The sequence below is a fragment of the Xanthomonas sp. AC360 genome, from assembly GCF_979258225.1.
In genome coordinates, this window is sequence record NZ_OZ409846.1 from 263,151 (window position 1) to 283,198 (window position 20,048).

Here is a 20,048-nt window from a genome sequence, read left to right on the forward strand (position 1 = left end):
ATCTCTCCAGGGTTCGTTAGTGGCGCGTTAAGCGCCCCCGTGCAAATTACGTTTGCGTGAACGCCGTCGCTTTGCGCGTCACGTTCCGTGGCTTTGCCGAATCTGGCGGATTGGTCGTCTGCTCGCGATAACGCGATGCAGAGACACCAAAACGCGCACGAAATGCGCGTGCGAAGCTGCAGCAATTGTCGAACCCGCTTGCGGCCGCAACCTCACCAATCATCATCGAGGTATCGCGCAGCAAGTCGGAGGCTCGCTCCAGCCGCAAACGTGCCGACAACGCCTGCGGGCTCTCTTCGTACAGGCTCTGGAATGTCTTGGAGACGTACCAACTGGAGAAGTTGGTCAGCTGCGCCAGTTCGCTGATACGCACCACGCGGTCGCTGTTGCCTTCCAGATAGAGCCGGGCGCGCTGCATGCGGCCGAACACTTGACGGCGGCGGCTACGCGAGCGACCCGGGCAACGCTGCTCCTGCTCGACGAAGTCGCGCTGCATTGCCGCCAGATGCAGCAACAACGGGCGCGCCGATGCGCTGCCGCTCTGCAGTGCCGCGTTACGCCACAGCCGCAGCGCAATGCGCAGGTCGCTGCGCGACAACTGACTACGGCCCGGGTACAGCGTGGCGTCGGTCAACTCGGCCAACGACTGCAAGCTGGTGCCATCCAGGCTGACGCCAACGCACAGCGCGCTGCGATCTGCCTGCACGGTGGGATGCGAATCCTTGTCGAAGGCGATCCAGTCGCCGGCGCGCAGCCGGAAACGGCCTTCCTTGGACTCTACCCAGGCGCGACCCCGCAACTGCACCCACAAGGTGAATGTCGCAGCGGCGGTACGGATGCTGCCCAAACGCGAGACGGCCAGACAGGTGGTCGATGTCGAGTCGCTGGCACCGTCCAGGCAGAGTGCGAGCCCGCGATCGGCAGTGATGACCTGTTGCATGTTGGCAGCCCCTTGTACAAAAGAGGGCGTAGTGTTTTGCCGAATCTGGCGTGAGTCAGGACGTTTCGACGAAGCTCTGCCGAAATTGCCACGAAGCCTTTCCGAAGGAGTTACGAGGCTATTTTTCTCAACACCATCAACAGGTTGGAGATAAAGCCGACGGACACCGATGGCTGCTCCGGCAATGCCATGTAGGCGATCGCGCTGCCGTCTTCTTCGGCCAGCGCCACATACATCGCACCGCTGCGCTGATCCAGGCTGAAACCGTTGATGGTGGTGAACTTCGCCGCGTCCAGGCACTGCGCGCGACCACCACCGAGCGCACTGTCGTGCGTGGCGCAACTGTCATTGGACGACAGGTAATGCACCTGACCCTGGGTTCCCGGCGCCCAGCTGCGATAGCGCCAACGCGATGGTTGCTGCGCGTCCACCGGCTGCACTGTATCGGCAGCCAGGGTTGGCGCAACCTGCCACAGCCCTGCCCCACTCAGATGCGTGAACAGCACCTGCCCACTGATGCGATCCAGGCGCAGTTGCGAGACATCCTGCAGCGTGGCCAGCGCGCGCCAGGGGCTGCTGCTGCGGTCGTATAGCGTGGCAAAGGTATGACCATCGTCGGCCGCAGCCACGACCAGCAACCGGTTGGGATCGGGAAGATGGATCGCCTGCAATGGCCGCGGTTGCGGGACCGGCAGGCGCACCGTCTTGCCGGTGCTCGGAGTCACTTCAAAGAGCGCAGCGTGTCCATCGGCGTCGCTTCCGCTGACCAGCACTTGCTGCGAATCGGCCGACCAATCGGCAGCCTGTCGCGCATCCGGGCGGATCCCTTCGATCAACCGCACCGAGCCAGGATTGGTGACATCGCCCCACCACAACCCATACGCACCGGAGCGATTGGACGCGAAGATGAGCTGATGCCCGTCGGGCGCAATCATTGGTTGATCGTCGCGCCCATTGGAGGGAAACAGGCGACGCCGGATGTAGCCACCATTCATGGGGTCGTGGATGACCTGATACACCCCGAATTGCGGCTTGCGCTGCACGAAGACCAGATGCCCGTGCGCCACGTCCGGCGCCTGCGCATCGTCCACGCCCACATCGTGCAGGCTGCGAGCGACCAGATCGAGCCGATACAAACGCGCTTCGCTATCTACGCGACGCCCGAAGATCAGGCTACTGCCGTCCGGCAACCAGCTCCAACCACGGATATCGGCATTGTCGTGCGTCAATCGCTCCGCGCTGCCACCTTGCGCGGGTATCCGCCACAGATCGCCCAGCTGCGGATTGCGCAGAAACACAATCCATTGCCCGTCCGGGGAATAGCGCGGTGCGTAGTCGAAGTCGGTCGGTTGCGCGCTGTACGTCAATCCCTGCCATTGCCCGGTCTCAAGATCCAGACGCCGGATTCGGAGCGCACCTTGCGGTCCGGTCATGCTGCCGAACAACAACGCGCGGCCGTCGGGCGACCAGCTGAAACTGAGCATGTCCGCGCCATCGCAGCGCACTACCTCGCGGGCTGCAGACTCACCTGCCGCAGCAGCGATCATGATCCTGCAACTTCCATCCGGCGATTGCCGGGAGAACGCGATTTCGCGCCCATCCGGCGACCAGGCGGGCAGTCGATCCGAGATGCCGGGCGCAGGCGCTTCCAGCACGCGCGGATACGCGTTGTCGGTCGTCTTGACCAGGATCGAGGTCCCCTGCCGATCGCTGGTCAGCGAGGCGTAGGCCACCCTGCTGCCGTCGGGCGAGAGGCTGGGCGTGAGGTCGAATCCGCCGCCTGCGGTGATGACCTGGTACGGCCGCTTGGGGCTGCCCGGAACAGCTGCCGACGTTGCGCCCTCGGTTGCCGGCGCACGCAGCCACAGCGTGCGTGCCGCAAGGCCTAGCACCACCACCAGCGCCAGGCTGGCCACAGCCAGCGTCATCCAGCGGCGTCGGCGCGGCGTCATTGCTGCAGCAGGCGACGGCGCTGTAGCCTGTTCCGGCGTGCGATGACTGGCCTCAGCCGCAGTGCTCACCGCATCTGTAGCGAACGGCGCGTTCTGCATGGACTGCTGCACGCCAGGCGACGCAGGCGTGGATGCGGTCTGCGCCTGCATCGCCGGCACATCCGCGTACGCCTCCCACGCCACCGGCGCCATCAGGCGGTACCCGGTCTTGGCAATCGTCTCGATGTACTCGGAACGCTGACTGCCGCTACTGGCAAACGCTTTGCGCAGCTGCGTCACCGCCTGGGTCACGACATCGTTGGTCGGCAGGGTATCCGGCCACACCTCGGCGAGCAGCTGCTCGCGCGTGACCACCTGCCCTGGCTGTCGTGCCAGGGTCAGCAGCACCGCCAACGATTTGGGAGGCAATCGCAACGCCCGCCGCGCGCCCGGTGCGTGCACTTCGCGCGAGGCAACGTCGACCACACACGGCCCGACACGCAGCCGGCCAGATGACATTGCAGTAGCAGGAGGAACACTCATCGGCAAAGACACGCATCGGCATGCAAGGACTACAAAGACGCATCGCACAGAGTGCGAAACGCCAAATTCAGCAAAGGACCACGACCAACTGTGTCATGCATCCAATTGGTGCAAATTTTACTCTATGCCTCGTTGCTTCCTATGACAGGCGGCGACGTCAGGCTCTCTCTCTCTCGCCGACGAATTCAAATAATTACGATGTTCCCTTCGCGCCTTCTGGCGCGATTTTTTTATCTGCGATTCAGCTAAAACGCCGCAAAGCCTTATCTGTTGTAACCGCTTGCAGCGCGATCGCATCGCGGCACTTGCGCGCAGCGATGCGATCTGGTCAACCAAAGCTGAATTTTTGATAAGCGGGCCGTGCGCTACGGGCAACCCAATGCAGATCTGCGGACTAGGAGGCGCGATAGACCTGCGCGCCCTGCGCCAGAAACTGCGAGGCCTTCTCTTCCATGCCAGCCGACAAGGCGTGCTCTTCGCCCATGCCATGTTCGGCCGCGTAGTCGCGCACATCCTGGGTGATCTTCATCGAACAAAAGTGCGGCCCGCACATCGAACAGAAATGCGCCAGCTTGTGCGCGTCCTTGGGCAAGGTTTCGTCGTGAAACTCCTTGGCCTTTTCCGGATCGAGCCCGAGATGGAACTGGTCGTCCCAACGGAACTCGAAGCGCGCCTTGCTCAGCGCGTTGTCGCGCACCTGTGCGCCTGGATGTCCCTTGGCCAGATCGGCCGCATGCGCGGCAATCTTGTAGGCCATGATGCCGTCGCGCACGTCCTGTCGGTTGGGCAGGCCCAGATGCTCCTTTGGCGTGACATAGCAGAGCATCGCGGTACCGAACCAGCCGATCATCGCCGCGCCGATCGCGCTGGTGATGTGGTCGTAGCCGGGCGCGATGTCCGTGGTCAACGGCCCCAAGGTGTAGAACGGCGCTTCGCCGCATTCGCGCAGCTGCTTGTCCATGTTCTCCTTGATCAACTGCATCGGCACATGACCCGGTCCTTCGATCATGGTCTGCACGTCGTGCTTCCACGCCAGTTTGGTCAACTCGCCCAGCGTCTCCAGCTCACCGAACTGCGCGGCGTCGTTGGCATCGGCGATGCAACCAGGACGTAACCCATCGCCCAGCGAAAACGCCACGTCGTAGGCCTTCATGATCTGGCAGATATCTTCGAAGTGCGTGTAGAGAAAGTTCTCTTTGTGGTGCGCCAGACACCACTTGGCCATGATCGATCCACCACGCGACACGATGCCCGTCACCCGCTTCGCAGTGAGCGGCACATAGCGCAACAGCACACCGGCGTGGATGGTGAAGTAGTCCACGCCCTGCTCGGCCTGCTCGATCAAGGTGTCGCGAAAGATTTCCCAGGTCAGTTCTTCCGCACGACCATCGACTTTTTCCAGCGCCTGATAGATCGGCACCGTGCCGATCGGCACCGGCGAGTTGCGGATGATCCACTCGCGCGTTTCATGGATGTGCTTGCCGGTCGACAGATCCATCACCGTGTCGCCGCCCCAGCGGATCGACCACACCAGCTTTTCCACTTCTTCGGCAATGCCAGACGACACCGCGCTGTTCCCGATGTTGGCGTTGATCTTGGTCAGGAAATTGCGACCGATGATCATCGGTTCGCTTTCCGGGTGGTTGATGTTGTTGGGCAGGATCGCCCGCCCGCGGGCGATTTCGTCGCGCACGAATTCCGGCGTGATGCGTTGCTGGATCGACGCACCGAACGCTTCGCCGGGATGTTGCTTGCGCAGCATCGCATCGGTGACGGCCTCCAGGCGCTGGTTCTCGCGGATCGCCACGAACTCCATCTCCGGAGTGACGATGCCACGCCGTGCGTAATGCATCTGGGTGACATTGGCACCGGCGCGCGCCACCCGTGGCAGGCGGCGTGCGGGGAAGCGCACCGCATCCAGCCGCGCATCGTGTTCGCGGCCGCGCCCGAAGTGCGAGCTCAGGGTGTCCAGCGCCACCGTATCGCCACGTTCGGCAATCCAGTCGGCACGCAACGGCGCGAGGCCGGCAGCAAGATCGATCGCCGCCTGCGGATCGGTGTACGGCCCGGAGGTGTCGTAGACGCTGAGGGGCGCATTGTCTTCGCCACCGAATAGCGTCGGCGTGCGCGTCAATACGATCTCGCGCATCGGCACCTGCAGGTCGGCACGCGAGCCGGAAACGAAGATCTTGCGAGAGCCGGGGATCGGCTGGGTCACAGCCTCGGATAACGATTGGGCTTGTTGTTGCAAAACGGTGGGCGCGGCATTCATGGCGTTCGTCCTGTGTGCTGGAAAACCAGCACCAAGGGCGCTGGCTCTGCGAAGAAGTCGCAGTGCGGACGAAGCGGCGGCGCTCAACACTCAGGTGCCCGTGCAGTCACGGACCCTCGCATCTAACGAAGCTTCCCTACGCCGGTATGAGCCGGATCAGGTTCGAAGGGACTATCTCAACCGCAGCGCACTGCGGTACCCCCACTTCGGCGGCGATTAAACCACATCGCCGATACCGGCAGCATGCGCAGTTGCGTGCATGCCGCACTGACGCGCCGCGCGGAAGCTGCCCGATGAACGCAGAAGTGCAGCTGACATGCCCAGACATGTTCACGGCACATCGGCTGGCTAGCGTGGCCGCACAACAACCAGAAAACTGCTCTCTCTCCCTTGCCGCCGTACTCCGGCGGCATTTTTTATCGGCCACTTGCAGCCGCCGGCTACGTTTCGTTATCGTCGTGTGAAACACAGGGATGGACGACGCGAATGCAATGGATGCAACGGTGTGCGTGGATCGCAGTAGTGCTGATCGGGACGGTGGGACCTGGCGCAGCGGCCGAGCCGCTACCGGCGGAAGCATTCGTCGAATCCGGCCCGATCTCCTCGCCCGCGATGTCGCCGGACGGCAAGCACCTGGCGGTGAGCGCCGATCTTGGGGATGGCAGCTACGCGCTGGTGGTGTATCGCATCGCCGACATGCAATCCACCACCATGTTGCGCCTGCCGCGCTACGAGTTGCCGGTGCGCATTGCCTGGGTCAGCGATCGGCGGCTGGTGATCGGCAAGGGCCGCAAGCTCGGCTCGCTGGAAGAACCTGTGCCGATGGGCGAGATCATCGCCACCGACCTGGATGGCAGCAATCAGCGCTACGTCTACGGCTACCAGCAAAGCACGCGCAATGCGGGGCTGGAGCGCGGCTTCGGCTACATCGAAGGGCTGCCGAGCCGGCGTAACGGGCACTTCTACATGCGGCGGCTGTCGCTGGATTCGCGCCATTCGATGCTGTACGACGTGGACGCGAGCACCACCACCCACCGGCTGATGGCCGACATCGACGTGCCGCGCCTGAGGTTCGTGCTCGACAACGATGATGTGGCGCAGTACGCCTACGGCACCGATGACGACGACAATTCGCTGCTGTTCCGCCGCAACGGCAACGGCTGGACACCGCTGACGCAGGTCCAGGCCAATTGGCGCCCGATTGCGTTTGCCGAACAGTCCGGTCGTGTCTATGGCTGGTACAGCGTCTCCGGCGGCCCGGCGGCATTGGTGTCCAGCGATCCGGACGGCCAGCAGCGCAGCATGCTGGCGTCCGACCCGTTCTACGACGTGGATGATCTGCAATGGAGCCCGGCACCCTATGCACCGTTCGCGGCCCGACTGGGACCGGGCCGGCCCGCGCTGCGCTATGTCGCGCCCGACAGCGCACCGGCGCAGTTGCATCGCAGCCTCAGCGAGACCTTGGCCGGTCAATACGTGGATTTCGTCAACTTCACCGAAGATGGCAGCGCCGTGCTGCTGAAGGCCTATAGCGACCGCGATGCCGGCGCCTGGTACATCTTCAATCGCCCGACCAATACGCTCAAGCTCGTCATCAAGGCCCGTAGCGCCCTGCCAGCGGCACTGATGAGCGAGCGGCGCATGGTGCGGTTCCAGGCTCGCGACGGGCTGACGCTGGACGGCGTACTGACCGTTCCGGCAGCGGCCGGCCAGGGCGCGCCCCTGCCGATGATCCTGCTGCCGCATGGCGGCCCGCATGCCGACGGCGACGGTTGGGCGTTCGATACCGATGCGCAATTTCTCGCCAGCCGCGGCTATCTGGTGCTGCAGGTCAACTATCGCGGCGGCACCGGCCGCGGCAATGCCTTCGAACGCGCGGGCCACCGCCAGTGGGGAGAAAAGATCCAGGACGATCTGGTGGATGGCGTGCGTTGGGCGATTGACCAGGGCCTGGCCGATCGATCGCGCATCTGCAGCTATGGCGCCAGTTTTGGCGCGTACGCGGCGATGATGGTGCAGGTGAAGGCGCCGGACCTGTTCCGCTGCGCGGTGGGGGTGGCCGGCATCTACGACCTGCAGATGATGTACACCAAAGGCGATATCAATCAGAGCGCGTCCGGCACCAATTACCTGCAACGCGTGATCGGCCGCGACGCAGCCGAGCTTGCCGCGCACTCGCCGGTTTCGCTGGCCGAGCGCATCAAGGCACCCGTGCTGTTGGTCCACGGCGAAGAGGATGAGCGCGCACCCTTTGCCCAGGCCAAGAGCCTGCGTGCTGCGCTCACGCGTAGCGGCAACGCGCCCGAATGGATGGCGGTGCCCAAGGAAGGCCACGGGTTTTACAAGGACGACAATCAGATCGCCTTTTACCGCACCCTGGAAGGCTTCCTGACCAAAAAGTTGGGTAATCCGACAACCGCAGCGGCGGGCGGCACTACGCCGACCACGCCGCAGTAACGCCGGCTCACGTCACTCCAGCGTATAGCCCACCCGCAGGCCGCCCCAATGCTTGCGGCCGACGAAGATCGGGGCAGACAGATCGAACATGATCTGGCCGGTATCGCGGCGGTAGACCTGCAGGCGGTATGGGTCGGTATGTGCACCGACGCTGCGGCCAACGCGGTCGGAGAACTTGCGCTTGGTGCGGTTGCCGACCAGATCGCGCTTGGGGTCGCCGGTCAGTGGCTGGGTGAAACGGAGATTGTGGGTAGGCACGTAGCCGTCGGGATTGGCGCAGATCGCAAACACGATCCACGGATGCGCATCCAGCAAGGGCTCCTGCAACGGAGGCAGCACGTGATCGCACACCGCGTCGAAGTCGGTGCTGAACTTGGGCGGCTCCACACCGGCAATCGGGGTGTAGGTGCGCGCGAACAACGCCGCTTCGTCGATCTGCCCACGCGCGATGGCCTGCGCCAATGCAGTACCGATCTTGCCCGCCGTGGCGACGGCGAGTTCCTTGACGCGCGCGTGCCTGGGCACCTGCAGCGGATCGGCCGGCAGGCGGAACAGGCCCACGCAGTCGCGCAAGGTTTCGGTGCCGCGTTCCAGCGCTTCGCTGCGTTCGGCCACGTGCGCGGCGTGCTGCAGATTGCTGCGGCCCAACGCCACCACGCCATCCACCGCACGCTCGATGCCGCGAATCTCGCCGTCCTGCGCCTGGATGCGCCCGGCCACCGTGGTCATCGCGCTACTGGCCTGCCCGAGCACGCGGGTGATGCCATCGAGCACCGCCTCGGTGCCGCGCGCGGAGGCCGCACCCTCGCCGACCGCAGCGCTGGTTTCGGCCAGGATCGCGCGCACATCGCGCGCCGCCGCAGCGGCACGTTCGGCCAGACGGCGAATCTCGGTGGCGACCACCGCGAAGCCGCGCCCGGCAGCGCCGGCATGCGCCGCTTCGATACTGGCGTTGATCGACAGAATATTGGTCTGAAACGCCACCGAGTCGATGACTTCGATGACCTCGCCGGCACGTGCCGCGCGGCGTTCCACTTCGTGCATGGCCTGGCCCAGCGCGTGTGCCGCGGCCACGCCTTGACGCGCGCTTTCATCGGCGCTGGCGGCCAGCGCGATGACCTGAGCCAGCTCGGTATTGACGTCCTGCAGGCTCGACGACAGCCGCTCCACCGCAGTACGTGCGCCGTCCAGCGCCTCGGTTTGCGCCTGCGACTGGCGCACCATCTCGTCGTTTTCGGCCACCAACGGCGGGACTTCGGCGGCGATCTGCACCGACAGCGCCACTGCCTGTCGGATCGCTTCGGCCAGATTGCCGAAGCCGGCCTGCAGCCGGCGCCCCATGTCGGTGTCTGCCAGACCGGGCGGGAGCAGCAGTTCCAGTTCGCAGCCAGCCAACGCCTGCGCGGTGCGCTCCAGCACGGTGCGGTCTTCGTGTTCGGCCTGCAGGCGCGCCACCAAGGGCTGCAACAGCGGGGAGATCGGCACCGGGCGGCTACCGTCGGCCAGCCGCGTGGCTTCGCGCAACAAAATGGCGGTCTCGACATGCGGCAACGACAGCATCCAGCCGCCGTGCTCGCGGTCGCGGACGTAACGCACGCGCCGGGCCGGGTCGTCGCCCGGCGCAGCCCACACGCCTTCGTCGCCAACCAGATCCGTGGCGCTCAATCCCCACAGCACGGATGCCGGCAGACCATCCAATTCAGTGGCGGTCTTGCCAAGCACGTCCAGGCCGGCGCGGTTGCAGGCCACCACACACGCCTCCGCCGACAGCCGCAGCAAGGCGACCGGCGCGTCGGGAAGCAGGGCCGCACGCGTGTGCGACGGCAGGTCAGGCGATTGCATCGAGCTCATGGGGATTCCTAAACCATCAGTGTCATTAGCGGCGCGCGGCGGGCAGAATTGAGCGGCGTACTCATCCGTGGCGGCTTGCTCAGTAGCCGGCGGCCTGCCCATCCTTGCGGCTTTCCGAGGCGCCGTAATACACGCCGTTGGCCGGGTCGCGCGCGATCGCCTGATAGCCGCCATACGGGCCGTCGGCAAAGATCACCCGGTGGCCTTTGCGCATCAACGCGCGAATGGTGTCGTAGGAGAATCCGGTTTCCAGATTGAGCTCGCCGCCGTCGCTCATTGCGGTGGCCTGGCCGGTCGGCTCGGTGGAGCCCTCGTGCTGGATGCGTGGCGCATCGCCGGCTTCCTGCAGATTCATATGAAAGTCCACCAGGTTCATCACGATCTGCACGTGCCCCTGCGGCTGCATCGCCCCGCCCATCACGCCAAAGCTCAGCCACGGCTTGCCGTCCTTGGTGACGAACGCCGGGATGATGGTCTGGAACGGCCGCTTGCCCGGCGCGTAGCCGTTGGGGTGGTCCTTCTTCAGCACGAACATTTCGCCGCGGTCCTGCAGGATGAAGCCCAGCCCCGGTGGCGCCATGCCGCTGCCCATGCCGCGATAGTTGGACTGGATCAACGACACCATCATGCCGTCGGCATCGGCCACGGTCATGTAGATGGTGTCGCCCTCTTCCAGTTGTTTGGGCGTGCCGGGCTGCACTTCCTTCAAGGCCTTGTCCATGGAGATGAGCGACCGGCGCTGGGCGGCGTACTCCTTGGACACCAGCTTGGCCAGCGGTGCCGGCTGGAAGGCCGGGTCGGCGTAGAAGCGCGCACGGTCGGCAAATGCCAGCTTCTTGGCCTCGGTGAACAGATGCACGTGCTCGGCCGAGCCGAACGGGATCTTGGAAAAATCGTAGCCTTCCAGGATGTTGAGCATCTGCAACGCCGCGATGCCCTGACTATTGGGTGGCAGCTCCCACACATCAACGCCGCGGTAGTTGGTGCTGACCGGCTCCACCCATTCGCCCTGATGGCTGGCCATGTCCTCGTAGCTCAGGTAGCCGCCATTGGCCTTGAAGTAGGTGCCGATGGTGCGCGCGATCGGCCCCTTGTAGAACGCATCGCGGCCGCCGTCGGCGATCTGCTGCAGGGTGTTGGCCAGGTTCGGGTTCTTCCACAGCTCGCCCTTGCGCGGGGCGTGCCCGTCGATGGTGAACTGCTCCTTGAAGCCTGGGTATTGCGACAGCCGCGGCACCGAGCGGTCCCAGTAATAGGCAATGGTTTCGGCCACCGGGTGGCCTTCGCGCGCATAGCGGATCGCCGGGGCCAGGTTCTGCGCCATCGGCTTGCGCCCGAAACGCTCGTGCAATGCGAACCAGCCATCCACCGCGCCCGGTACCGACACCGGCAGCGGCCCGGTCGGCGGAATGTCTTTCAGCCCGCGCCGCTGAAACTCGGCCAGGGTCAGCGACTTGGGCGAACGGCCCGAGCCGTTGTAGCCGTAAAGCTTGCTGGTCTTGGGATCCCACACGATAGCGAACAGATCCCCACCCACCCCATTGCCGGTCGGCTCCATCAAGCCCAACGCCGCATTGGCGGCGATCGCCGCGTCCACCGCCGAACCGCCGTTCTTCATCACATCCAACGCGATCTGGGTGGCCAGCGGTTGCGAGGTCGCCGCCATCGCATGCGGGGCGATCACTTCGGAGCGGGTGGCGAAGGCTTGTCCGGTGACACGGTCGGCGGCGCCAAGAGGCGGCGCAAGCAGCGCCAGAGCAGACACCAATAAGACGGGTACGCGACGCATGATCAAGAGCTCCCCCATGACAAAACGAATGAAGCACCAACCATAACAGCGGCCTCCGTCGCAGCGTTCGATCCCGGTCGCACTGAGGCGATAAAACCGCGCAGTTGGTGATGCAGGTTGGCGTTATTGACACGCCGCCGATCCGGTTTCAGCAGAAACCATGCTGCTGCCATGCGGCTTCGCGCTGAGCGCATGCTGCCAATACAGATGTTTCACCCGCAAGGGTTGACACCTCACCGGCGGCGATGGTTATCTCAGTCCATGCCGCACCGCCCCACCACCTCGAACGCTTTGATGTCCGCGCCCTTCGGCGCGTTGGCAGCGTCGCTTCTCGTGCTCGTACTTATTACCTCGCCAACCGATGCGGGACGAGACTTCGTGTAAGCAACAGACACACAAGGCTTCGATCAGACCCCGCACCGGCAACGGCGCGGGGTTTCGCGTTTCAGGGACCCCCAAAAGTTTCGAATGACATGAACGACATCACTGACATCGCCGCACCGTCTTCCATCAGCGCCAGCCATTGCGCTGCTGCAAGCGTCTGCATGCGCAGCGTTTTCGCTCATCCCCGCTTTGCTCGGCCGACCAGCGTCTGCGCTGCCAGCTGATCTCTTTCCCACTGCCAACCCCGCAAGGATTACTTCATGAGCAACGACACCCAACCGAAAATCGCGATCATCGGCTACGGCAGCCAGGGCCGCGCGCATGCGCTGAACCTGCGCGATTCCGGTTTCGACGTCACCGTCGGCCTGCGTCCCGGTGGCCCGACCGAATCCAAGGCGCAGGCCGATGGCTTCACCGTGGTGGCGCCGTCCGACGCGGTGAAGACCGCCGACCTGGTCGCGATCCTGACCCCGGACATGGTGCAGAAGAAGCTCTACGAAGAGGTCATCGCGCCGAACATGAAACAAGGCGCCTGCCTGCTGTTCGCGCATGGTTTGAACGTGCATTTCGACATGATCAAGCCGCGCGCCGATCTGGACGTGGTGCTGGTTGCGCCCAAGGGCCCGGGCGCGCTGGTGCGTCGCGAGTATGAAATCGGCCGCGGCGTGCCGTGCATCTATGCGGTGTACCAGGACACCAGCGGCAAGGCCGAGCAGTTTGCGCTGACCTATGCCGGCGGCCTGGGCGGCGCGCGTGCCAACATCATCAAGACCACGTTCAAGGAAGAGACCGAAACCGATCTGTTCGGCGAGCAGGCCGTGCTGTGCGGCGGTGCCTCGTCGCTGGTACAGGCCGGTTTCGAAGTGCTGGTGGAAGCTGGCTACCAGCCGGAAATCGCGTATTACGAAGTACTGCACGAACTGAAGTTGATCGTGGACCTGTTCTACGAAGGCGGCATCACCCGCATGCTGGAATTTGTGTCCGAAACCGCACAATACGGCGACTATGTCAGCGGCCCGCGCGTGATCGACGCCAGCACCAAGGCGCGCATGAAGGACGTGCTGACGGACATCCAGAACGGCACCTTCACCAAGAACTGGGTGGCCGAATACGAAGCCGGTCTGCCGAACTACACCAAGTTCAAGCAGGCCGACCTGGAGCACCCGATCGAGGAAGTGGGCAAGAAACTGCGCGCAAAGATGGTCTGGCTCAACGGCGAACAGCAAGCCGCTGCCGCACCGGCGAATCAACAAGCGGCATAACGCCGCCGCATCCCCCACCGCTTAACACCGAAGGTTCGCAACGCATGAATACCTCCGCACACAGCACGCCCCGCAATGGCGCGCGCTGGCTGACGCAGGCCCTGGAAGCCGAGGGCGTGGAAACGCTGTTCGGTTATCCGGGCGGCACCATCATGCCGTTCTACGACGCCCTGGTGGATTCCAGGCTCAAGCACATCCTGGTCCGTCACGAACAGGGCGCCGCCCTCGCCGCCAACGGCTACGCCCGTGCCAGCGGCAAGGTGGGCGTGTGCGTGGCGACCTCCGGCCCGGGCGCGTCCAATCTGGTCACCGGCATCGCAGACGCGATGCTCGATTCGGTGCCGATGGTGTGCCTGACCGGCCAGGTCGCGACGCCCTTGCTGGGCACCGATGCGTTCCAGGAACTGGACGTGTTCGGCATGACCATGCCGATCGTCAAGCACAGTTTTCTGGCGCGCAGCGTGGACCAGTTGCCGGAGATCGTGCGCGATGCGTTTCGCATCGCGCGCGAAGGTCGCCCGGGCCCGGTGTTGATCGACTTGCCGAAGGACGTGCAGATCGCCGATGCCTCGCATCTGCCCGAGCATGTGCCGGCCGCAGTGCTGCCGCCGCCGGCACCGTCGGACGCGAAACTGGCCGACGCGCTGGCAGCCATCGCCAGCGCCGAGCGCCCGGTGGTGTACGGCGGTGGCGGGATCGCGTTGGCCGATGCGGTGGAGGCATTCCGGCGCTTTGTCGAAGCCACCGGCATCCCGACCGCGCTGACCTTGCGCGGGCTGGGTGCGTTGCCGCACGCGCATCCGGATTACCTGGGGATGCTGGGCATGCACGGCACGCGGGCCGCCAATATGGCGATCCAGGAATGCGATCTATTGGTGGTAGTCGGCGCCCGTTTCGACGACCGCGCCACTGGCAAGTTGAGTGAGTTCGCACCGTTTGCGCGTGTCATCCATCTGGATGCCGATGCGTATGAAATTTCCAAGCTGCGCACTGCCGATATCGCTGTACCTGGCGATGTGGCAACCAGTCTCAAGGCGTTGAGTGCAGCACGCGGCAACTGCCAGGCATGGCGGACACGCTGCTTCGCCAATCGCGAAAAATTCGGTGCGCGTTACGACGCGCCCGGTACCGATATCTACGCACCGGCGCTGCTGAAGCGCCTGAGCGAAGTGGCCCCGCCCGACACCATCATCGCCTGCGATGTGGGGCAGCATCAGATGTGGGTGGCCCAGCATTGCCGCTTCAACGATCCGCGTAATCACCTCACCAGTGGCGCGCTCGGCACCATGGGCTTCGGCCTGCCAGCGGCGATGGGCGCGCAGTTCGCCTGTCCCGAGCGCACCGTGGTGCTGGTCTCCGGCGACGGCAGCTTCATGATGAACGTGCAGGAGCTGGTGACCATTGCGCGCTGCAAGCTGCCGGTGAAGATTGTGCTGCTCGACAACAGCTCGCTGGGCATGGTGCGGCAGTGGCAGGAATTGTTCTTCGCCGAGCGCTACAGCGAGATCGATCTGTCCGACAACCCGGATTTCGCCGCGCTGGCGCAAGTGTTCGGTATTCCGGCCAAGCGCATCATCGCGCGCGGCGATGTCGATGCAGCGCTGGCGGAGTTGCTGGCCCAGCCGGGCCCCGGCCTGCTGCATGTGGCCATCGACGCACGCGCCAACGTGTGGCCGCTGGTGCCGCCCAATAACGCCAACAGCACCATGCTGGACAGCAATCCCGCACACGCGGTCAAGGAGACGACACATGCGTTACCGGCTTGACCTGGTGCTGAAGCCGGCCGAAGGCGCATTGGTGCGCGTGATCGGCATGACCGAGCGCCGCGGGTTTCGCCCGTGCGCCATCCAGGGCGCTGCCGCGCCCGACGATGCCGGGCGCTGGCATTTGCAGCTGGACGTGGACAGCAGCCGGCCTCCGGAAACACTGCGCCTGCAGCTGGAAAAGGTCTACGACTGCGAGTCGGTGGTGATCACGGCGCTGGAAACGGTCGAGGCGGCCGCATGACCACCCAGACCTCGGGCATGCAGACTTCGCGCGACCATCAGACTGCCATCCGGAGGTGTCTTCTTCCGGATCGGCCGCGCGCGTGCCGCAATGCCTGATTCCGGCCGCTCCTCTTCGCAGGAACCAGACGTAAGCGACGTGGCCGTCAGCGTGGCCGACGTGCTGGCCGCACAGGCACGTCTGCGCAAATATTTGTCGCCGACGCCACTGCACTACGCCGAGCGTTTCGGCGTGTGGCTGAAGCTGGAAAACCTGCAGCGCACCGGCTCCTACAAGGTGCGCGGCGCACTGAACGCACTGCTGGCGGGGCTGGAACGCGGCGACGAGCGTCCGGTGATCTGCGCCTCGGCCGGCAACCATGCGCAAGGTGTGGCGTGGTCGGCGTATCGGCTCGGCGTGCAGGCCATCACGGTGATGCCGTACGGCGCACCGCAAACCAAGATCGCCGGCGTCGCGCACTGGGGCGCCACCGTGCGGCAACACGGCAACAGCTATGACGAAGCGTTTGCGTTTGCACGCGAGCTGGCCGACCAGAACGGCTATCGCTTCCTGTCGGCCTTCGACGACCCGGACGTGATTGCCGGGCAAGGCACGGTCGGCATCGAACTGGCCGCGCACGCACCGGATGTGGTGATCGTGCCGATCGGTGGCGGCGGCCTGGCCTCCGGCGTGGCGCTGGCGTTGAAGTCGCAAGGCGTGCGCATTGTTGGCGCGCAGGTCGAGGGCGTCGATTCGATGGCGCGTGCGGTGCGCGGCGACTTCCGTGAAATCACCCCCGTCGCCACGCTGGCCGACGGCGTCAAGGTCAAGATTCCCGGCTTCCTGACTCGCCGCCTGTGCGCGAGCCTGCTCGACGATGTAGTGATCGTGCGTGAAGCCGAACTCCGCGAAACCTTGGTGCGTCTGGCACTGGAAGAACACGTCATCGCCGAAGGCGCTGGCGCCCTGGCATTGGCCGCCGGTCGCCGTGTTGCAGGCAAACGCAAATGTGCGGTGGTCTCTGGCGGTAATATCGACGCAACCGTTTTGGCCGCACTCTTGTCCGAGGTGCGGCCGCGTCCGCCACGCAAACCGCGGCGTCGCAATACCGAGCGACTTCGCAACGAACGCAGCGTCAAGCCTCCACCCCAAACACCCGCTCTTTCCCGCCCATCCGCAGTCGCTTCAACGCCTGTCACCGCCATCGCCGTAGAGGAGTCTTCCTGGTGAACACGACCGTATCCAACCAGACCCCGCGTATCCGAATTTTCGACACCACCCTGCGCGACGGCGAGCAATCCCCCGGCTGCAGCATGACGCCCCAGCAAAAGCTGGTCATGGCGCGCGCGCTGGACGAACTCGGCGTGGACATCATCGAAACCGGGTTCCCGGCCAGCTCGCACTCCGACCGCGAAGCTATCGCGATGATCGGCCGCGAGCTGCGCCGCCCCACCCTGGCGGTGTTGTCGCGCTGCCTGCAGGCCGATATCGAAACCTCGGCAAAGGCGCTGGAAGCTGCAGCCAACCCGCGCCTGCATGTGTTCCTGTCCACCAGCCCGCTGCACCGCGAGCACAAGCTGCGCATGAGCCGCGAGCAGGTGCTGGAGTCGGTACACAAGCACGTGACGCTGGCGCGCGGCTATATCGATGACGTGGAGTTTTCTGCCGAAGACGCCACCCGTACCGAAGAAGATTTCCTGGCCGAAGTCACCCGTGTGGCGATTGCGGCAGGGGCCACCACGATCAACCTGCCCGACACGGTGGGCTTTACCACGCCGGAAGAAATCCGCGGCATGTTCGCGCGGCTGATCGCCAGCGTGGAAGGTGCCGACAAAGTGATCTTCAGCGCGCACTGCCACAACGATCTGGGCCTGGCGGTGGCTAATTCGCTGGCGGCCATCGAAGGCGGCGCGCGTCAGGTGGAATGCACCGTCAACGGCATCGGCGAGCGCGCCGGCAACTGTGCGCTGGAAGAAATCACCATGGCGCTGAAGGTGCGCGGTGCGTTCTACAACATCGATTCGGAGATCAACACACCGCGCATCGTGTCGACCTCGCAGTTATTGCAGCGCCTGGTTGGCATGCCGGTGCAGCGCAACAAGGCCGTGGTCGGCGGCAACGCCTTTGCACATGAATCGGGCATCCACCAGCACGGCATGCTGCGTCACCGCGGCACCTACGAAATCATGCGCCCGGAAGATGTGGGCTGGGAATCGTCACAGATGGTGCTGGGCCGCCACAGTGGCCGCGCAGCAGTCGAGCAGCGCCTGCGTGCGCTGGGGTATCTGCTGGAAGAGGAAGAGGTCAAGCTGGTCTTCGAACAATTCAAGGCCCTGTGCGAGAAGCAGCGCGTGGTCACCGATGCAGATCTGCAGGCATTGATGCAGGACGCCACCGTGCAGGAAGGCTACCGCCTGGCCTCGATGACCATCAGTGACGTCGGCAGCCGCGCGAACGCGTTGGTCGAACTGTCCGACCCGGATGGCAATCGTGTGGCGGAAACCGCGCAGGGCAATGGCCCGGTTGATGCGCTGTTCGGTGCATTGGCGTCCGCCACCGGCGTGAAGCTGGAGCTGGACAGCTACCAGGTGCACAGCGTGGGCATCGGTGCGGATGCACGCGGCGAAGCCAGCCTGAGCGTGCGCCACGACGGTGTGGAGTACGAAGGCACCGGCACCAGCAAGGACATCATCGAGGCCAGCGCACTCGCTTGGCTGGATGTAGCCAACCGACTGTTGCGCCAACGCGAGCGCGGCGTGGTTGCTGGCAAGACGGCTGCGGTGGCGTAACGCCGCACCGACTGACAGTTTGCAACAGACCTGACGGCCAGCGGAGCGATCTGCTGGCCGTTTTGGTTTTTGGGCTTTGGGTTTTGGTTTTTGGGTTTTGACTTTTGGCTTTTGGCTTTTGGCTTTTGGTTTCGTCTTCAGCCTTGCCCCACTCGCTGTTAACGCTTAATTCGTGGTTGTTCAATCTTGTGCTGGCACCGACATGCAATGTGTTTTTGCTCTTCGATCCGCAGCAATGAAATCGAAAGCACGGTGTCGTCTCCGGGGTCGGGACCACGTGGCGGCATGGATGCCGCCACTGAGCCCCACGGATGGATTCACGGCGTGTCCCGACACCGGAGACGGCACGGCACCACCGGCATATCGACACACGAAGTCTGTCAGTTCCGGGCGGAAGCAAAGATTTACTGAGGGGCGCTTGCACGCGCGCGGCCGTAGGACACGCCGCAAGTACGTCCTATAGGCGCTTATGCGGCATCCATGCCGCATACGGAAATATTGCGTTCAATGACGGCGTTAGCCAACGCGGCAGATTCTGGCGCTTTTCGATACACAGCAATGAAATTCATAGCGCGGTGTCGTCTCCGGGGTCGGGACCATGTGGCGGCATGGATGCCGCCACTGAGGCTCCACGGACGGATTCACGGCGTGTCCCGACACCGGATGCGGCGGCACGCACCGATGGACCCCGCAAAAACGAAAGCGGCCATCTCCCAAACAGGACGATGACCGCCAGTACGTTCGACAAAACGATACATCCAACCAACGCTTTACAGCGCAGCAACCACCGCATCACCCATCGCGACCGTGCCAACCTTGGTCGTGCCTTCTGACCAGATGTCGGCGGTACGCAGGCCCTGGTCGAGCACCTTGCCGACGGCCTTCTCGATCGCATCCGCAGCGGCAGCCTGTGCGAAGGTGTAGCGCAGCATCATTGCCACCGACAGGATGGTGGCGAGCGGATTGGCGATGCCCTGCCCTGCGATATCCGGCGCCGAGCCGTGACACGGCTCGTACATGCCTTTGCTGTTGGCATCCAGCGAGGCCGAAGGCAGCATGCCGATCGAGCCGGTGAGCATCGACGCCTGGTCGGACAGAATGTCGCCGAACATGTTGTCGGTCACGATCACATCGAACTGCTTGGGCGCGCGCACCAATTGCATGGCCGCGTTGTCCACATACATATGCGATAGCGCGATGTCCGGATAGTCTTTGGCGACTTCTTCCACCACCGCGCGCCACAACTGGCTGGAGGCCAACACGTTGGCCTTGTCGACCGAGCACAGTTTCTTGCCGCGCAAACGCGCCATCTCGAAACCGGCCTTGGCGATGCGACGAATCTCGCTTTCGCTGTAGGGCAAGGTGTCGTAGGCCTGACGCTCGCCATTTTCCAGCGTGCGATTGCCGCGCGGCTGGCCAAAGTAGATGCCGCCGGTGAGCTCGCGCAGGATCAGCAGATCCAGTCCCGCAACAACCTCCGGCTTGAGCGTGGAGGCATCGGCCAACTGCGGATACAACAACGCTGGACGCAGGTTGGCGAACAAACCCAGCTGCGAGCGGATCTTGAGCAAACCACGCTCCGGGCGCAGCGACGGATCGATGCTGTCCCATTGCGGCCCACCCACGGCGCCCAGCAGCACCGCGTCGGCAGCGCGCGCGCGCTCCAGCGTTTCGTCGGCTAGCGGGCTGCCGTACTTGTCGTAGGCCGCACCACCCAGTTCGTCGTACACCAGGCTGAAACCCAGGCCATGTTGTGCGTCGACCCGCGTCAACACCTTGACCGCTTCGGCCATGATCTCCGGGCCGATGCCGTCGCCAGGAAGAATCAAAATCTGCTTGCTCAT

12 protein-coding genes and 1 riboswitch are annotated in these 20,048 nt (G+C 64.3%); of the genes, 6 read left to right on the forward strand and 6 right to left on the reverse strand.

Going from position 1 to position 20,048, the window contains the following annotated elements:
* Positions 1-46 precede the first annotated feature (46 nt).
* From ACZZ0O_RS01090 to thiC, 3 genes are all read right to left on the reverse strand, one after another.
* A complete protein-coding gene (locus ACZZ0O_RS01090) occupies positions 47-940 on the reverse strand; it encodes a helix-turn-helix domain-containing protein (protein ID WP_055848457.1) in 894 nt (297 codons plus the stop codon).
* 110 nt (positions 941-1,050) lie between these two features.
* A complete protein-coding gene (locus ACZZ0O_RS01095; RefSeq protein ID WP_463591982.1) occupies positions 1,051-3,390 on the reverse strand; it encodes a winged helix-turn-helix domain-containing protein in 2,340 nt (779 codons plus the stop codon).
* A 418-nt stretch (positions 3,391-3,808) separates the two neighbouring features.
* A complete protein-coding gene (thiC, locus tag ACZZ0O_RS01100; RefSeq protein ID WP_463591983.1) occupies positions 3,809-5,686 on the reverse strand; it encodes a phosphomethylpyrimidine synthase ThiC in 1,878 nt (625 codons plus the stop codon).
* 115 nt (positions 5,687-5,801) lie between these two features.
* A riboswitch (TPP riboswitch) is annotated at positions 5,802-5,899 on the reverse strand.
* A 273-nt stretch (positions 5,900-6,172) separates the two neighbouring features.
* Here thiC and ACZZ0O_RS01105 point away from each other — a divergent pair.
* The gene (locus ACZZ0O_RS01105) at positions 6,173-8,143 is read left to right on the forward strand and encodes a S9 family peptidase (RefSeq protein WP_463591984.1); all 1,971 of its coding nucleotides are present in this window, start codon (positions 6,173-6,175) and stop codon (positions 8,141-8,143) included.
* A gap of 12 nt (positions 8,144-8,155) precedes the next feature.
* On the opposite strand, the gene ACZZ0O_RS01110 is transcribed toward ACZZ0O_RS01105, so the two are convergent.
* Together ACZZ0O_RS01110 and ggt are read right to left on the reverse strand one after the other, a co-directional pair.
* On the reverse strand, positions 8,156-9,994 hold the full coding sequence (locus ACZZ0O_RS01110; protein WP_323537715.1) for a methyl-accepting chemotaxis protein: 1,839 nt from the start codon (positions 9,992-9,994) through the stop codon (positions 8,156-8,158).
* A 79-nt stretch (positions 9,995-10,073) separates the two neighbouring features.
* Positions 10,074-11,783 carry a gamma-glutamyltransferase gene (ggt, locus tag ACZZ0O_RS01115; protein WP_055850281.1) on the reverse strand — a complete coding sequence of 570 codons (1,710 nt, stop codon included), beginning with the start codon at positions 11,781-11,783 and terminating at the stop codon, positions 10,074-10,076.
* 644 nt (positions 11,784-12,427) lie between these two features.
* Here ggt and ilvC point away from each other — a divergent pair.
* From ilvC to ACZZ0O_RS01140, 5 genes are all read left to right on the forward strand, one after another.
* Positions 12,428-13,429: a ketol-acid reductoisomerase gene (ilvC, locus tag ACZZ0O_RS01120; protein WP_115528851.1), complete on the forward strand. Its 1,002-nt coding sequence runs from the start codon at positions 12,428-12,430 to the stop codon at positions 13,427-13,429.
* Positions 13,430-13,473: 44 nt separating this feature from the next.
* Positions 13,474-15,195, forward strand: a complete 1,722-nt coding sequence (ilvG, locus tag ACZZ0O_RS01125; protein ID WP_463591985.1) for an acetolactate synthase 2 catalytic subunit — start codon at positions 13,474-13,476, stop codon at positions 15,193-15,195.
* Positions 15,179-15,436 (forward strand): ACT domain-containing protein, encoded by a 258-nt coding sequence (locus tag ACZZ0O_RS01130; RefSeq protein ID WP_055848439.1) that lies wholly within the window; start codon positions 15,179-15,181, stop codon positions 15,434-15,436. The genes ilvG and ACZZ0O_RS01130 overlap by 17 nt, the downstream gene beginning before the upstream one ends.
* 90 nt (positions 15,437-15,526) lie before the next feature.
* On the forward strand, positions 15,527-16,645 hold the full coding sequence (locus ACZZ0O_RS01135) for a threonine dehydratase (protein ID WP_055848436.1): 1,119 nt from the start codon (positions 15,527-15,529) through the stop codon (positions 16,643-16,645).
* Positions 16,642-18,204, forward strand: coding sequence for a 2-isopropylmalate synthase (locus ACZZ0O_RS01140; RefSeq protein WP_115528854.1), 1,563 nt, complete (start codon positions 16,642-16,644; stop codon positions 18,202-18,204). Before ACZZ0O_RS01135 ends, ACZZ0O_RS01140 begins: the two co-directional genes overlap by 4 nt.
* Before the next feature lie 770 nt (positions 18,205-18,974).
* Here ACZZ0O_RS01140 and leuB read toward each other — a convergent pair.
* Complete coding sequence (leuB, locus tag ACZZ0O_RS01145) at positions 18,975-20,048, reverse strand: 3-isopropylmalate dehydrogenase (protein ID WP_311238517.1); 1,074 nt, start codon at positions 20,046-20,048, stop codon at positions 18,975-18,977.

Bases quoted from the DNA above. Each gene is read 5' to 3' on its own strand.
- ACZZ0O_RS01090 (WP_055848457.1), bottom strand. From the start codon at position 940: ATGCAACAGGTCATCACTGCCGATCGCGGGCTCGCACTCTGCCTGGAC.
- ACZZ0O_RS01095 (WP_463591982.1), bottom strand. From the start codon at position 3,390: ATGTCATCTGGCCGGCTGCGTGTCGGGCCGTGTGTGGTCGACGTTGCC.
- thiC (WP_463591983.1), bottom strand. From the start codon at position 5,686: ATGAATGCCGCGCCCACCGTTTTGCAACAACAAGCCCAATCGTTATCC.
- ACZZ0O_RS01105 (WP_463591984.1), top strand. From the start codon at position 6,173: ATGCAATGGATGCAACGGTGTGCGTGGATCGCAGTAGTGCTGATCGGG.
- ACZZ0O_RS01110 (WP_323537715.1), bottom strand. From the start codon at position 9,994: ATGAGCTCGATGCAATCGCCTGACCTGCCGTCGCACACGCGTGCGGCC.
- ggt (WP_055850281.1), bottom strand. From the start codon at position 11,783: ATGCGTCGCGTACCCGTCTTATTGGTGTCTGCTCTGGCGCTGCTTGCG.
- ilvC (WP_115528851.1), top strand. From the start codon at position 12,428: ATGAGCAACGACACCCAACCGAAAATCGCGATCATCGGCTACGGCAGC.
- ilvG (WP_463591985.1), top strand. From the start codon at position 13,474: ATGAATACCTCCGCACACAGCACGCCCCGCAATGGCGCGCGCTGGCTG.
- ACZZ0O_RS01130 (WP_055848439.1), top strand. From the start codon at position 15,179: ATGCGTTACCGGCTTGACCTGGTGCTGAAGCCGGCCGAAGGCGCATTG.
- ACZZ0O_RS01135 (WP_055848436.1), top strand. From the start codon at position 15,527: ATGCCTGATTCCGGCCGCTCCTCTTCGCAGGAACCAGACGTAAGCGAC.
- leuB (WP_311238517.1), bottom strand. From the start codon at position 20,048: ATGAGCAAGCAGATTTTGATTCTTCCTGGCGACGGCATCGGCCCGGAG.